This window comes from Streptomyces sp. NPDC031265, from assembly GCF_055570295.1.
Genome location: NZ_JBVIHM010000003.1, coordinates 92813 through 107458, shown reverse-complemented (window position 1 = coordinate 107458; position 14646 = coordinate 92813). Strand labels below are relative to the sequence as shown.

Sequence of the window (14646 nt, the reverse complement as noted above, 5' to 3'; positions counted from 1 at the left end):
CCCCAAACGACGCTTTTCCGGTCTTGCGTTTCCTGAGAGGGGGGGGCCCAAAACGCGCAGAGGCAACGCAGCGGGGTGTTGGGGGGCGCCGGGCCCTCCCCCGGCCCCCGACCCAGCCAGTTCTCGGCGGTGGTCAGCGCCACCCGCCCGCTGCGCCCCCACAGCCCGCGCGGCGTGACCTGCACGAGCGGCAGGGCGCAGCGCGCGGCGAGGGACAGCGCGAAGGGCGTGGCGTGGGGCCACTGCTCGCTCAGCACGTCCCGGATCTCCTTCATGGTGTACGGCCGCTCCTCCACCAGCCCACGCACGGTCGCGGCGAGCCGCTCCAGGTCCACACCCTCCAGCTGCCCTCGGAACTGCTTGAGCTCGCGGTCCCGGGCCGCTTGGACGAGCGGGCGCAAGGTGAGGACGTCGTCGGCGGTGTGGAGGTGGATGGTGGAGCGCATGGTCACGATCCGTACGAGCTCGCGCGCCTCGATCAGCGCGGAGAGCTGCTCGGGCCGGAAGCCGGTGAGCCGGGACCACAGCGCGAAGTACGGCGGCTTCACGTTCTGCGCCTGCAGCCCGACGAGGTGCGCGACCGCGTCCTTCGGCCCGAGCGCGGAGGTCCGGCTCAGCAGGTGCTGACGGTCGAGGGTGGCGCGGTTGAGGGCGCGGAGGGTGAGGAGGGGGGCGGAGTGGGCGGAGTGGGCGGAAGCGGGGCGTGAGGAGCGCGTCTTCTGCGGGGCCATGGGGGCACGGTAGTGCGGATTTAGGACAGGTTCTGGCCGCGATGGGGATACGCGGGGGTGCCGGGGCGCAGCGGGGGCGGCGGGGCGCGCCGGGGGGCGTGCCGGGGGAGCCGGGGGGAGCGGCGTCCGCAACGGGACAACGGGATACAACGGGATACCCCAGTGGTGTCAGGCACGTCCGGCGTATGCCAAAGACCTGGATGACGTCCGGAACGACGCCGAGCCTGTGACATTTGAGCCGTATATCCTGCACCGAGACCAGGCGGGCGCACCCCGGCCCGCTGCGGAACACCGCCGGAAGCGGTCGCGCGCGGGAGGTGAAGCCATGACCGAGCGAGGAGCCGGCCCGGGCCTGGTGACGCCATGAGCGAGCGGGGTGCGCGTCCAAACCAGTCTCCGCCGCCATCGAAGAAACACTCCTGGCGGCGCCAGATCGCCCCGCCGCCGAACCCGCCCGCGTCCACGCCCCCGGCGTCCGCCGCACCGGCCTCCCCCGGGCCCGTACGGCACGACCACCGCAGCGTCGTGGAGTCCGCGCTGTACCGGGACGGCCGCCGCGTCTCGTCCCCCGGCACCCTCGCCGAGACCTTCCGCCGGCTGCGCGAGACCCCCGACGGCATGGCCTGGATCGGCCTGCACCGCCCGTCCGAGGCCGAACTGCTCTCGCTGGCCGAGGAGTTCGACCTCCACCCGCTGGCGGTGGAGGACGCTTTGGAGGCCCACCAGCGCCCGAAGCTGGAACGGTACGGCGAGACCCTCTTCGTCGTCCTGCGCGCGGCCCGCTATCTGGACGCCCCGGAGGAGGTCGACTTCGGCGAGCTGCACGTCTTCATCGGCCGCGACTTCCTCATCACCGTCCGCCACGGCGCCGCCCCCGACCTGTCGGCAGTGCGCCGCCGCATGGAGGAGACGCCCGAGCTGATGGCCCTGGGCCCGGAGGCGGTGCTGTACGCGATCCTGGACGCGGTGGTGGACGGCTACGTACCCGTCGTCTCCGGCGTCCAGAACGACATCGACGAGATCGAGACAGAAGTCTTCCGCGGCGACCCCGAGGTGTCCCGCCGCATCTACGAACTCTCCCGCGAAATCGTCGAGTTCCAGCGCGCCACCCGCCCACTCGTCGGCATGCTGCACGGCCTGATGGCCGGATTCGCCAAGTACGGCACGGACGAGGAACTCCAGCGCTACCTCCGCGACGTCGCCGACCACGTCACCCACACCAGCGAACGCGTAGACGGCTTCCGCCAGGCCCTCACGGAGATCCTCACGGTCAACGCGACCCTGGTAACCCAACAACAGAACGCGGAAATGCGGGCGTTGGCGGAGGCGGGCTTCGAACAGAACGAGGAGATCAAGAAGATCTCTTCGTGGGCCGCCATTCTGTTTGCTCCGACACTGGTCGGGACCATCTACGGCATGAACTTCGAGAGCATGCCGGAGCTGAAGTGGGCGGCTGGGTATCCATTCGCGATCCTGCTGATGGCGGGGGTGTGCGTGAGTCTGTACTTCATCTTCAAGCGGCGGCATTGGTTGTAGGCGCCAAGCCGGACCAGATGATCAACTTCGCGCCCGCGAATGCTCATGAGGGCCCGCTTCGGAGTCCTGGGGAGAATCTGGGGAGAATGCGCGGCCTTGGGGAGCGGGCCATCACTCTCCTCACCCGCTGTTCCGCACCTGCCGTACGACGCGGCTCCGCCGAGCGGCTTCAGCCAACCGTCACTGAGCGTCTCCTACCGGGCCCTGCAGGCGTCTGCGCGCAGCGCGGCTCGCCCTCTCCATCAGGAGGGTCGCACTTCCCGTCCAACAGCCGCAGTGACAGCTCGCTGGTGAACGAGTCGGGTGCGTACGAGCTTCGCCTCCGATGTGAAGCAGTCCTCGATCGTCATGTGGTTGACCGCAGGGCATACCCCTCCGTCGACGACGACGGACACCGCGAGGCCGCAGTCCGCGAGAAGGGCGTGGACCTGGTCGAGGGTCACGGCGGGGCCGCGATCGTCCGGTCCGGCATCGCCGGAGATGTTGGCGGTCGTGGCGGCGACGGGAACCTTGGCCCGTGCCGCCAGTTCGCCGAGAATCCCGGGAGCGATGGTGGTGAGGGCGGGCGAGCCGACTGCGGCATGGCGTGCGGCGTCGGCCGCCGAGGCGACCCTGCTGGCTGTAGGCGCGCCCTCAGCGCCTAGAACCCAACCGCCTTGACAACCACGACGCCGAGTTGGGGAATGCGCCTCGCCGCTGCCCGGCCGGTTCTCCTGGCGCGACATGAACTCCCGACCCGACCGATCCTCCCCCCGCCGTCGTGACCTCCGCGTCCATCACATCGAACGGCAGCATGACCGCGCGCACCGGGTGGGCGTCACGTCGCCGAGGTGCCCGGCCGCGCGGCGAGGCCGGAGCACCCACAGGCACGACGCCTGGCGTACCGCCACCACCAGCGTCCTCGCAGCAGTGCGCTGCTTGTCACCCGAGCGGTGGGAGGCGAGGACGTCCGCAATGGCCAACCGGCGGCGACTGTGAAAATCGCTGTCCGATCACCGGAGCACGATGATAGACATCCGGCGTGGAAAAGAATCTTGAGTTCCCTGACCTGCTGCGACTGATCGATGAACGGTCGACCGCCTTCCGCGCCGCGGTCGTCGCCGCGCCCAGTCTCGACGCACAGGTGCCGACCTGCCCCGGGTGGACGCTGTTCGATCTGGTGAAGCACCTGGGTGGGGGAGACCGTTTCTGGGCCGCCATCGTCGGCGCGGGGCCTGCCGACGCTCCCCCGGCCGAGGCCGCCGCTGCGCGCGCAGCTCTGGAAGTGCCGCGGGAGCGTGAGGCCCTGCTGGCCTGGCTGGCCGCGTCGACGCAGCTTCTGCTGAGCACCCTGCGCGAGGCGGGCCCGGACGCCGGCTGCTGGGCGTGGTGGAGTGCCCTGCAGACGCCGCGGACCTCCGGCGGAGTCGCCCGGCACCGGGTCCAGGAGAGCGCGGTGCACACCTACGACGCCCAGCTCGCCGCGGGCGCCCCGCAGCCGCTGCCGGCCGAGGTCGCCCTCGACGGTGTCGAGGAGTTCCTGTTCACCTGCGTCGCGACGCCCAGCGCCTGGCCGCACAAGCCCACGGCCTTCGACTTCCACACCGCCGAGGGCCGCTCCTGGCGCCTCACGGTCGACGGCGACGGCGCACGCTCCACCCGCATCCCCGCGCCCACTGCCGCGACCGGCGAGGACTCGGACGCAGCAGGCATCTCCATCCATGGCACGGCCAGTGAGTTGGTCCTCTCCTTGTACGACCGTATCCCGGCCGACTCCTTGCACGTTGACGGAGACTCAGGGCTGTGGGACCTGCTCCGCGCCTGGGAGCCGGAGGAGTAGGAGGTAGCGGGGGCGGTTGGCCGGGCTACGAGCCGGTAGGACACGACTCCTCACCAGGTTCGTCAGTCGCGGCACCGGGCTCAAACCCGCGAGGCGGCCTCGGGGCGTCACCAAGCCGACCGTCTACCTGGTCAGAGCTCGAACTCACCACCTCCGCACGATCAGAGACGAGTACATCGACAGCCGGGCAACCGCCGACCGGCTCGCTCTCCGTATCCAGCGAGCCGGCGGTTCTGCGCCGCGCCCCTGGCCGCGCCCCTGGTCCCATGAACCCGCCAGATGATCATTTGTCAGGTAGGCCATAGGCAGCTGCTCTCCTCCCCAACCCGCTCAGCGGCGACCTCCGCTCTCGCCATCGGTGTACCCACCGCCTGTTCCAGCGTGGGGAATCCAAGTGGGCATGTCTGGCCGGCACCTGAGCGGCGGGTGGGGAAATTCGAAGAGCCTCATCAGCATCGATCCCGCGTCACTGATCGGTCGTCGGCTGGTGCGGCTTGTGGCGTCCTGGCAGGTGTATGAAGGACGAGAGCGGTCGCCGCGGTGGAGGTGGGCGTCGGCCAGCAAGAGCATGCCCAGGACGTGGCGGTCTCGGACGAACTCCACTTCAGCCACGACCGACCGCTCCTGGACGTCGCCCGTGAGGCGCTGGCCCGCCAACTGCGCCTGGACGCCGACGGAGACGACTCGCCCTGACGTACCCGGGGGCAGTGCCCGCCCGAGAAACCCGCCCGCCAGGATGTCCGGTCCTGCCGCCATGCAGCAGCAAGGCTCACCGCATAGCAGCAAGCCCCTCACGCCCGCAGCCCTTCGGTGCAACCCGTCAGCGGACGGGCACAGCCCGCTACTTTGGGTTGCCGACCCAGATCCCGTTGGTGACTGGTCCTGTTGGACATCCGCCTCCGGAGAAGAGGGTCATCATGACCCCGCCCCCTGCAATGGTCTGCGTCCAAGAAGTCCGCTCCCACGGAGACTGCACCCTGGTAGTCCTGTGCGGCGAAATCGACATCCACACCGCCCCGGGCATCACCTGGCGCCTCGACGCCCTCACCCACACCGGTGATGTCGACCTGTTGATCGACCTGTGCCCGGTCGAGTTCATCGACGTCGCCGGCGTACGGCTCCTCGACCGCGCCCGAGCCCGGACCAGCGGCCGACACGGACGCCTGCGCCTGATCTGCACCCGCCGCGCAACCCTGCACTTGCTCAACCATCCAGCACTTCAGCTGGACTTCGACATCCTGGACCAGCTGCCCGTGCTCCTTCCACCGCAGGCAGCGGCCTGACCGACGTGAAACCACCCTGCGCCCGCTCCCCCGGCGCAGCTACGCTCACCAAGCGGCCCCGGACCCCGGTCGACTGTGTGCCTCCCGTCGCCGGGGCATCCTCCCGCGCCCAGCGGCTCGGTCGAGGCGACCCGGCCTGCGGCCCCATGGGGAGCGAGGCCGCGGGCCGGGTCCACGGCAGCCGCACCGCGCCTCCTGAAGCCGCCCCACTCGCGAAGCGCCGAAGTGTTGACGGCCTTGCCGTCCCGGTATCGGGCAGACGCATCCCGGCCGCCGAACGGACCGAAGCCCCGACCACCGCCGCGTCACGCCGCCCCGTGCACCGGACGCTCGACAGCCGCATCCCTGGCCCCTGAGGCGCGTGCCGGACGCGCCCGGTCCAGCAGCGGCCCCGTCATCAGTGTCGTCACCACCGCCATCAGCACCATCGCCGTGAACAAACGCGTGTCGATGACGCCCAGGCCCAGGCCCACGTTGAGAATGACCAGTTCGGTCAGGCCGCGGGCGTTCAGGAGCACCCCGAGGGCCGTCGCCTCGCGCGGGGTCGAGCCGGTCATGCGGGCCGCGCCGAACGCGCCGGTGAACTTGCCGACGCAGGCCGCCGCCAGGACCGCCGCCGTCATGGCCAGACCCCGGGTGCCCAGGCCGGAGATGTTCACGGACATTCCGGTGACGGTGAAGAAGACCGGCAGGAGCAGCAGGCTGGTCTGTTCGATGCGTTCGGGGACCTGCGGGGCCGTCTCGTCGATCCGGGCGCGCGGGACCACCGCGCCGAACGCGAACGCGCCGAAGACCGCGTGCAGGCCGATCTCGTCGGTGACCGCCGCGGTCAGCAGGACACCGACGACGAGGACGGCGTGGGTGAGCGCGGTGCCGCCCGTCCACGGTCTGGCCGGGGCGAGGAGCCAGGCGAGGCCCGGCCGTACGAGCAGGACGAGCGCGGCGAGCAGCAGTGCCGACTCCAGGGCCATCCGGGCCAGCGGCCACGGCCCGCTCGCGCGGACCACCACGACCACCGCCGCCAGGATGCACCACGCCAGGAAGTCCTGGACGGCCGCGCAGGCGAGCGAGATCGAGCCCAAGGGGTCCTTGTAAAGGCCGCGTTCGGCCAGGATGCGGGCGAGGACCGGAAAGGCGGTGATGGACATCGCCGCACCGAGGAAGAGCGCCGGGCCGAGTGGCCCGTCCGTCTTCAGCTCGGACTTGCTCAGCCAGGGGTAGAGCCCGTACGCGAGGCCCGCCCCCAGCGCGAACGGCAGCGCCACCGAGCTCAGCGAGACCGCCGCCACCTGCCGTTTCGCGGTGGGCGTGCGCAGATGCCCGATGTCGAACTGATAGCCCACACCGAACATGAAGAGCACCAGGCCCAGTTGGGAGAGGAGCTGGAGGTAGGGCAGTGCCGACGGCGGGACCAGCCGGGTCTCCAGGTCGCCCGGGAAGAGGGAGAGGAGGCTCGGGCCCAGCAGGATGCCTCCGGTGATCTCGCCCATCACGGCGGGCTGCCGCACCCGCTGTGCCAGACGGGCCAGTACGAAGGCCACCGCGAGGATGACGGCGAGGGCGAGGAGAAACCGTCCGGTGGGGGGCGCGGTGGATCCGGCGAGTAGGAGATGCGTCTGCACGTCGGCTCACTCCTGTCGGGCCGCAGGGTGTTCCGCTGTTCTACCGGTGATTCACGGAATGGCACAACTCCCGTTCAACACCCCGTTCAACCGCGCTTTTTTTGACATTGAACAGGTCTCGTCACCCCAAAGGAATCGCTATAGAATTTCGGCGGACCCGAACCCCGAAACCTGAGCCTTGAACCCGCTGATCACCGTGTGCCCGGCGGGCCTTGGAGGGAGTTGGCGGATGGATCGCGATGAGGAACTCCGGATCCTTGACCGCGCCCTGGAGCACCTTCGCGACAAGCGACTCCCGCTGACCGACTCGGACACCCGGGTCAGCGTCGACCGCTATCAGTCACCGGAGTGGTACCAGGCGGAACTCGACCGTATTTTCTCCAAGTTGCCATCGATGCTGGTGCACAGCTCCGAGATTCCGTCTCCGGGCACCTTCGCGACCCTGGAGCATTTCGGCAGGCCGTTGATCGTCAGCCGCGACCAGGACGGCGCGGCGCATGTCCTCCTCAACGCCTGCCGGCATCGCGGGGCACGCCTGGAAAAGGAGCCGTCCGGTGAGCGCAAGCAGTTCACCTGCGGTTATCACGCCTGGCGTTACGACCTGGACGGCACCCTCGCCGCGATCCCGAGCCCGCACTGCTTCCCCGGCGTCGAGCGGGGAAAACGCAACCTGGTGGCGCTCCCGGCGGTGGAGGCGTACGGGTTCGTCTGGCTGATGCCCGAGGAGAATCCGGGCCGGGCCGACCTCGACGCGTTCCTGGGTGACTTCCTTCCCGACATCGCAGATCTCGATCTCTCCTCGTACGAGATCTACGGCGCCGAGAGCCAGGAGTGGGAGATCAATTGGAAGCTGGTCGTCGAAGGCACCCTGGAGGGTTACCACTTCCCGTTCCTGCATGCGAAGAGTGCGAACCCGCTCTTCGAGAACAGCACGTTCTTCTTCGACTCGTTCGGGCCCCATCTGCGCTCGATCCTGCCGAAGCGCTCGATAAACTTCATCACCAGGACCGAGCGCAGCGAACGGCGTCTTCTGGCCGTCGCGAACGTGATCCACACCGTCTTTCCCAACGAGACGGTGCTCCACCAGTCGGACCACTTCCTGTGGATTACCAGTCACCCGCTGGGCCCGACCCGTACGCTCGTGAAGCTGCGCCTCATCGTGCCGAAGGGATCGGTGCGGGAAGGCAGCGTCGAGCAGTGGGAGGAAAACCGGCAGCTGACCTATCAGGTGCAGTACGAGGACCTCGAAATCTACCGTGAGATCCAGATCGGTCTGACGAGCGGGGCCAACGACGAACACTGCTTTGGTACGCAGGAGTTCGCGCTCCAGAAGTACAACGAGACCATCGAGGCGCACCTTTTCGGAGAAGCAGGAGAAGCAGGAGAAGCAGGAGAAGGGTGACCTCCACCGTCACCGCACCCCCCGCCTCACTTCGCCGGCAGCCGCCGCTTCGCCGCGTACAGCGCGCCCCCGGCCAGCAGCCCCCAGAACGCGCCGCCGACCCCGAAGAACTGCACCCCCGACACCGTCACCACCAGCGTGACCACCGCAGCCTCGCGGTCGCCCGGGTCGGTCACCGCTCCCACCAGCGAGTTGCCCAGCGCGCCCAGCAGCGCCAGGCCCGCCACCGCTTCGATCAGGGTGGGCGGGGCCGCGCCGACGAACGCGACCGCCGCGCCCGCGCCCAGGCCGAGCAGTATGTAGGTGCCGCCGCCGATCGCCGCCGCGCGGTAGCGCTTGCGCGGGTCGGGGCCCGCGTTCTCGTCGGCGCACAGCGCGGCGGTGATCGCGGCGAGGTTGACCGCATGACCGCCGAAGGGCGCCGAGGCCAGGCCGAACGCGCCGGTCCAGCCGAACAGCGGGCCCGGCTCGGGCTCGTAGCCGTTGACGTTCAGGACCGCGATGCCCGGGATGTTCTGCGACGCCATCGTCACCACGTACAGCGGCAGGGCGATGCCGATCACGGCCGCCGCGGTGAAGTCGGGGGTGATCAGGACCGGCCTGGGCCACAGCGGTCCGAGGTCGGCGGCGGAGATGTGGGTGGTCGCGGTGATCAGGACCACCGCGACGACGACCGCGGCCGGTACCGCGTACAGCTTCTTGAAGGTGCCGACGACCGCCCAGGCGACGACGATCGCCAGGCCCAGCGCCGGTTTCTCCTGGACCGCCTTGGCGGGGGCCAGGCACAGGGGCAGCAGGATTCCCGCGAGCATGGCGTTGGCCAGCGGTTTCGGGATGGCCGAGACCCAGCGGCCGAGCGGCTTCCACAGTCCGGTGACCACGATCAGCACGGCGGTCACCAGGAACGCGCCGACGGCCGCGCCGAATCCGCCGTCGACCGAGGCCGCGCCGGCCAGCAGCGCCGCCCCCGGAGTCGACCAGGCGACGCTGATCGGCATCTTCAGCCGGAGGCTGAGGAAGATCGCGCAGGCGCCCATCGAGACCGAGAGGGCCATCAGGCCGGACGCCGCCTCGGCGCGGCTCGCGCCGACCCGCGTGAGGCCTTCGAGGACGATCGCAAACGAGCTGGAGAACCCGACGAACGCGGCGATCAGCCCGACCGTCCCGGCCCTGAACAGGTCGGACACCGAGCTCGGGCCCTGCTGGGGATCCGGCTTCGGGCCTGGTGGACCGCCGGCGCCGGCCGTCTCCGTCTCCGACGTGGTCAAGGCAACTCCTCGTATCCGCTCTGTACGACGATGTCGCGCATGACCTCGCTCGCTCCGGCGGCGACGGTGGCGGCTTGGGCGTCATGCACGGTCTGGACGATCGGCGCGCCCTCGCGGAAGCCCTCGGAGCCGTGCAGATGGCGGCATTCCTCGGCGACGGTCCGGGCCACTTCGGTGGCCTTGAGCTTAGCCATCGAGCAGGCGGTGATCGACAGTGGGTCGCGGGCATGACTCCAGGCCGCGTGGTGGGTCAGCTGCCGAGCGGCCTCGACCTCGGTGAGCAGATCGGCCATCTTGTGGCGGACGGCCTGCTTGGCGCTGAGCGTCGACTCGAACATGCCGCGCCTCTTCAGGTACCTCCAGGTGGTGTCAAGGCAGTTGGCCGCGTCCCCGACCGCCGAGATCCCCGCCGCCAGCCGCTCCAGCTGCATGTTCTTCATGATCTGCATGAAGCCGGAGTTGCGGCGGCCGATCACGTTCGCCTTGGGCACCCGCACCCCGCGCATGCTGATGTCGGCCATGCCCGAGGCCCGCCAGGCGATCGAGTCGTTGGGGAGTACGTGGACGCCCTCGGTGGTGCGGTCCACGACCAGGAGTGACAAATCGCCCTGGCTTGAGCGCAGTTGGCGCTCCCCGGTGCGATCCCCCGTGCGTACCGCCGTCACGAAGAAGTCCGCGAAGCCGCCGTTGACGATGAAGCGCTTCTCGGCGTCGACCACCAGATGGTCGCCGTCCTCGACGGCCGTCGCCTCCAGCCGGGCGAGGTCCGAGCCCGCCTGCGGTTCGGTGATCGCGAGGGCGGCGATCAGATCGCCCGCGACGGCGGGGCGCAGATAGCGCTGTTGAAGCTCGGGCGAGCCGTTGGTGGCGAGGTAGCTGGTGCCCATGTAGGCGTGGAGCGCCACCGCGAACCGCACTCCCCCGAAGCCGGTCCGGCCCAGCTCCTCCAGAAAGACCACCGAGTGGAAGAAGTCGAGACCGGCGCCGCCCACCGAGGTGGGGTGGTTGAGCCCGAGGAGCCCCTCGGCGGCGAATGCGTGCCACGCCGAGCGGGGCATCGCGCGCCGCCGCTCCCACTCCGCCGCGTACGGCACGACCTCCTTGCGGAAGAACGTACGGACCGAGGTACGGAACTCCTCGTGTTCGGCGGTGAAATGGGGCGAGGGACTGCTCAGCGGGTCCGTCACCGCGCACCCCCCGTCCCCAGCCGCCCGCAGATGGCCGCGAGCACGGCCTCCTCCTCGTCGCGCAGGAAGAAGTGCCCGGCGGGAAACACCTGGATCGTGGACTCCGCCGTGGTGTGGTGCTTCCAGGCCAGCATGTCCTCGTACGGGTCGATGTCGTCGTCATCGCCGCAGAGCGCCAGGACCGGCGCCACGATCCGCCCGGGTGACGGCTCCCAGGTCTCGGCGAGCCGCAGATCGGCCCGGAGCACCGGCTCAAGGAGGGTCATCAGTGCTCGGCTGGCCAGGACTTCGGGCGGGACGCCGTTCATCTCGCGCAGCCTTCGGTGCAGCGTGGGCCCGTCCATGGTGTGCATGGGCGGGGTGCGCGGTGCCACGCCCGGCGCGCGGCACGCCGAGACGACCAGGAGCTCGGGCGGGCGGTGGCCGTCGGCGGTGAGCCGGTGGGTGAGTTCGTACGCGAGCCGGGCGCCCAGGCTGTGGCCGAAGAAGGCGTACGGCCCGCGCTCGGTCTCCGGGGCCAGGGCCTCGGACAGTGCGCCGAGCGCCTGCGGCCACGAGTCGAAGGGCCGCTCGCGGAAGCGCTGTTCGCGCCCGGGCAGCCGGATGCCGGTCACCCCGACGCCCGGCGGCACCCGCTCCTGCCAGCCGCGGAAGACCTGGGTTCCGCCGCCCGCGTACGGGAAGCAGAACAGCCGGGTGGTGACCGCGGCGTCGCCGGAGAACCGGGCGAACGGGCCGCCCGTCGCGGTCCCGGGAGGCGCGGCGGCGCGGGGTGGGGGGCGCACGGCGGGCCTACGCCATCGCCTCGTCGACGGCCTTGGCCAGACTGCTCAGCCTTGCGTCCTCGTAGAGCGTCTCGGGCAGCAGCACATCGACGGCGAAGCGCTCCTCCACCCGGGACAGGAACTTGATGGCGGTGAGCGAGTTGCCGCCGAGCTCGAAGAAGTCGTCGCCGACGGCCACTTCGGTGATCCCGAACAGACCGCGCCAGATCTCGGCGATCGCCTCCTCGGTAGCGTTCATGGGCGGCGTGCCGAGCGCCGCCTGCGAGTCCTGGGAAGTCATGGTCTCTCCTCCGTCCGTCAGTCCCGCGAGGCCACCGGCTGTGCGGCCGGGGCGGCGGGTGGTGGGGTGTGGCTGTCGTGCGCGGCGAGCAGCGCGCGGCCGTCGACCTTGCCGGTCGCCGTCAGCGGCAGCGCCTCGCACAGGTGGATGCGGGCCGGGACCAGATACGCGGGGAGCCGGGTCCGCAGATGGTGGCGCAGAGAAGTGGGCGTGACGGACTGGTCGTCCGTCACCACGAAGGCCACCAGGGACCGTTCGCCGCGAACGGTGCTCACCGTCACATGGCTGCGCCGTACGGCGGGGTGGTGGTCGAGGTGGTGGGCGACCTCGCCCAGCTCGACGCGGAAGCCGTTGATCTTGACCTGGTCGTCCTCGCGGCCCTGGAAGACGAGCGAGCCGTCGGGGAGCAGGGTTCCGTGGTCGCCGGTCCGGTAGAGCCGTTCGGTCACACCGTCGACCAACAGCTCGACGAAGCGCTCCGCGGTGAGCTCCGGCATGCCCACATAGCCGGGCGAGAGCCCGTCGCCCGCCAGGCAGATCTCACCGGTCCGGCCCGGCTCGCACAGGGTGTCGCCGTCGATCACGTAGAGCCGGGTGTTCTGGATGGGTTTCCCGATCGGCAGCAGCCCCGAGTCGGGGAGCAGCCGGTCGACGGGGTGGTAGGTGGCGAAGGTGGTGGCTTCGGTGGGTCCGTACACATGGACCAGACGGCCCGGCCCGTACCGCCGCAGCGCCGCGGCCACATGCGGGATCGAGTGGAGCTCGCCTCCCATCAGAACGGTCTCGGTTCCCTCGATGGCCTCCGGCGCCTCGTCGATCACGGCGTTGAACAGCGCCGTGGTGAGGAAGACGACGGTGACACGGTGTTCGTCGATGACCCGCCCGAGCCGGGAGAGCCGCACCAGGCCGTCCGGGTAGAGCACGCACGTACCGCCGTTGAGCAGCGCACCCCAGATCTCGAAGGTCGCGGCATCGAAGGTGACCGGCGCGAGCTGGAGCAGTCGGCTGTCCTCGTCCAGCCGGGCGAAGCGTGCGCCGAGGACGAGCCGGGCGATGCTGCGGTGACGGATGGCCACGCCCTTGGGGCGGCCCGTGGAGCCAGAGGTGAAGTTGATGTACGCGAGGGAGCCGCCGGTCATGTGGACTGCCGGGGCAGTCGTGACTTCCTCCAACGCGCCCTCGACAGGGAGCACTTGACATTTCGACAGCCGTCGCGAGAGCTGTTCGTGACGGTCGGTCAGCACCCATCGGCAGTCGGCGTCCGCGAACAGGCCGTGCACGCGCTCGTCGGGCCAGCCCACGTCGAACGGCAGATACGCGGCCCCGCATTTCAGTACCGCGAGCAGCGCCACGATCAGCTCGGGCGAGCGCGTCAGGCAGACCCCTACGGTCGACCCGGGCGTGCAGCCCTCGGCGAGCAGGCGCCGGGCGAGCCCGTTGGAGAGCCGGTCGAGCTCGCCGTAGGTGTACGCGCGCCCGCCCTGCACGACCGCGGGCGCGTCCGGGTGGCGGGCGACGCTCGCGGCGAAGAGCGCGGGCACCGAGCTGTCCCGCGGATAGTCGGAGGCGGTCCGGTTGATCCGGCGGTGGAGGGCGAACGCCTCCTGGGCGCCGGTGAGTTGGGTCCCCGTCAGTCTTTCCAGCGCAGACACCCCTCGGGATGTGGCGACGTCGAAGTGGTGGTCGTCGGAGGAGGGTCAGCGAGCCGTCCGGAAGGGCGTGCCGTTGACGGTCTGCTCGACGAAGCGGTTGTGCTTGTACGTGTCCTCGCCGGAGACCAGCACGCAGCCGAACTTGTCCAGGCTGGCCTCGCCGCCGAACTCCTGGAGGGCGTCCGAGAACGGGTAGACCTGCACCTGGGTCGGCAGATAGCGGGCCGCGTACCCCAGGCGCATGTTCTCGGTGAGGCCCGCGTGCGGGTGCGAGGCGTGCATCAGGGTCGACCAGAAGACGATGAACTGGCCCTGCTTGAGCACCATCGACTTGGCCTTGGACTCGTCCGGGCTCCAGTTCGGGTCCTTCTGGAGCTGGCGGTAGTCGTAGCCGAAGAAGCCGCGCCGCACGCCGTCCTTCTCCACCTTGCCGATGGAGTCCGCGTCGTACGTCATGACCTTGGACTCGTCGTAGTTCATGGTCCGGTGCGAGCCGGGGATGAACTGGAGGCAGCCCATCTCCACGCTGGCGTCGGTGAAGGCCGACCAGACGGTGATGGTGCCGCCGAACTCGGAGTCCTCGGGCCAGACGATCTGGGGGTGCTTGGAGCCGGCCACGTTGGAGAAGTTGTCGGCCTGGTGCCAGTCGGTGCCCTCGTCGCCGGGGTACTTGGGGAAGAACTCGGTGCGCCAGCAGAGCACATCTGGCCCGAGGAGGGATGCGCCCGGTGGGTGATCTCGGGGCGCGTGATGTGGTCGGCGAGGAAGTCGACGTCGAGGTGGCGGTCGTAGTTGGCGAGGTTGGTGACGCCGGAGACCGCCTTCTCCTGCCCGTAGATCGCCCGCTTGGTGTTGAGCAGCTTGGGGCGCAGGGCGCGGAGGTTCTTCTCCATCTCGGCGGGTTCGTACATGTCGAACGGGCCGATGTAGCCGTCCCGGTGGAACTGCTCGATCTCCCGCGCGCTCAGGGAGAACTCGGTGCTCGTGGTGCCGGCCAGGTCGTCCATGCATCACCTCTGTGTAAGCGACACTCCGCTGCGACAGCGGACGGGTAAATGCGTGCTGTTCCGGTCAACTCTCG

At 69.9% G+C, this 14646-nt stretch carries 14 protein-coding genes and 1 pseudogene (1 of these 15 running past the window's edge); 6 read left to right on the top strand and 9 right to left on the bottom strand.

Annotated elements, in window-relative coordinates; all coding sequences use genetic code 11:
• Together ACZ499_RS06885 and ACZ499_RS06880 are read right to left on the bottom strand one after the other, a co-directional pair.
• Positions 1-243 carry the beginning of a DNA glycosylase AlkZ-like family protein gene (locus ACZ499_RS06885; protein ID WP_468673319.1) on the bottom strand. The gene continues 639 nt to the left of window position 1, outside the view, so only the first 243 of its 882 coding nucleotides appear in the window; the start codon lies at positions 241-243; the stop codon falls past the left edge of the window.
• A 227-nt stretch (positions 244-470) separates the two neighbouring features.
• Positions 471-731 (bottom strand): annotated as a pseudogene (locus tag ACZ499_RS06880) (DNA glycosylase AlkZ-like family protein); the annotation flags it as partial.
• A 363-nt stretch (positions 732-1094) separates the two neighbouring features.
• On the opposite strand from ACZ499_RS06880, the gene ACZ499_RS06875 reads away from it, so the two are divergent.
• The 4 genes from ACZ499_RS06875 (at position 1095) to ACZ499_RS06860 (ending at position 5369) form a co-directional block, all read left to right on the top strand.
• Complete coding sequence (locus ACZ499_RS06875) at positions 1095-2267, top strand: magnesium and cobalt transport protein CorA (protein WP_468673053.1); 1173 nt, start codon at positions 1095-1097, stop codon at positions 2265-2267.
• Positions 2268-3288: 1021 nt separating this feature from the next.
• Positions 3289-4086: a maleylpyruvate isomerase family mycothiol-dependent enzyme gene (locus tag ACZ499_RS06870; RefSeq protein WP_468673051.1), complete on the top strand. Its 798-nt coding sequence runs from the start codon at positions 3289-3291 to the stop codon at positions 4084-4086.
• 540 nt (positions 4087-4626) lie between these two features.
• Positions 4627-4779 (top strand): hypothetical protein, encoded by a 153-nt coding sequence (locus tag ACZ499_RS06865; RefSeq protein WP_468673049.1) that lies wholly within the window; start codon positions 4627-4629, stop codon positions 4777-4779.
• Positions 4780-5003: 224 nt separating this feature from the next.
• The gene (locus ACZ499_RS06860; protein ID WP_468673047.1) at positions 5004-5369 is read left to right on the top strand and encodes an STAS domain-containing protein; all 366 of its coding nucleotides are present in this window, start codon (positions 5004-5006) and stop codon (positions 5367-5369) included.
• Positions 5370-5674: 305 nt separating this feature from the next.
• Here ACZ499_RS06860 and ACZ499_RS06855 read toward each other — a convergent pair whose 3' ends face one another.
• Positions 5675-6991 carry a cation:proton antiporter gene (locus ACZ499_RS06855; RefSeq protein ID WP_468673045.1) on the bottom strand — a complete coding sequence of 439 codons (1317 nt, stop codon included), beginning with the start codon at positions 6989-6991 and terminating at the stop codon, positions 5675-5677.
• Positions 6992-7169: 178 nt separating this feature from the next.
• Here ACZ499_RS06855 and ACZ499_RS06850 point away from each other — a divergent pair, with 178 nt between their 5' ends.
• Positions 7170-8393, top strand: a complete 1224-nt coding sequence (locus tag ACZ499_RS06850; protein WP_468673043.1) for an aromatic ring-hydroxylating oxygenase subunit alpha — start codon at positions 7170-7172, stop codon at positions 8391-8393.
• Between the two features lie 26 nt (positions 8394-8419).
• Here ACZ499_RS06850 and ACZ499_RS06845 read toward each other — a convergent pair whose 3' ends face one another.
• Genes ACZ499_RS06845 through ACZ499_RS06820 form a run of 6 tightly spaced genes read right to left on the bottom strand, consistent with a single transcriptional unit; the run spans position 8420 to position 14267 of the window.
• Positions 8420-9661 carry a benzoate/H(+) symporter BenE family transporter gene (locus ACZ499_RS06845; protein ID WP_468673041.1) on the bottom strand — a complete coding sequence of 414 codons (1242 nt, stop codon included), beginning with the start codon at positions 9659-9661 and terminating at the stop codon, positions 8420-8422.
• Complete coding sequence (locus ACZ499_RS06840; protein WP_468673039.1) at positions 9658-10848, bottom strand: acyl-CoA dehydrogenase family protein; 1191 nt, start codon at positions 10846-10848, stop codon at positions 9658-9660. The genes ACZ499_RS06845 and ACZ499_RS06840 overlap by 4 nt, the downstream gene beginning before the upstream one ends.
• Positions 10845-11633, bottom strand: a complete 789-nt coding sequence (locus ACZ499_RS06835) for a thioesterase II family protein (RefSeq protein WP_468673037.1) — start codon at positions 11631-11633, stop codon at positions 10845-10847. The genes ACZ499_RS06840 and ACZ499_RS06835 overlap by 4 nt, the downstream gene beginning before the upstream one ends.
• 7 nt (positions 11634-11640) lie before the next feature.
• Complete coding sequence (locus ACZ499_RS06830) at positions 11641-11913, bottom strand: phosphopantetheine-binding protein (RefSeq protein ID WP_385539392.1); 273 nt, start codon at positions 11911-11913, stop codon at positions 11641-11643.
• Positions 11914-11930: 17 nt separating this feature from the next.
• A complete protein-coding gene (locus ACZ499_RS06825) occupies positions 11931-13565 on the bottom strand; it encodes an amino acid adenylation domain-containing protein (RefSeq protein WP_468673033.1) in 1635 nt (544 codons plus the stop codon).
• Between the two features lie 45 nt (positions 13566-13610).
• Entirely contained in the window at positions 13611-14267 is a 657-nt protein-coding gene (locus tag ACZ499_RS06820; RefSeq protein WP_468673031.1) for a chlorinating enzyme, read from the bottom strand.
• 26 nt (positions 14268-14293) lie between these two features.
• On the opposite strand from ACZ499_RS06820, the gene ACZ499_RS06815 reads away from it, so the two are divergent.
• The gene (locus ACZ499_RS06815; protein ID WP_468673029.1) at positions 14294-14620 is read left to right on the top strand and encodes a hypothetical protein; all 327 of its coding nucleotides are present in this window, start codon (positions 14294-14296) and stop codon (positions 14618-14620) included.
• Positions 14621-14646 lie beyond the last annotated feature (26 nt).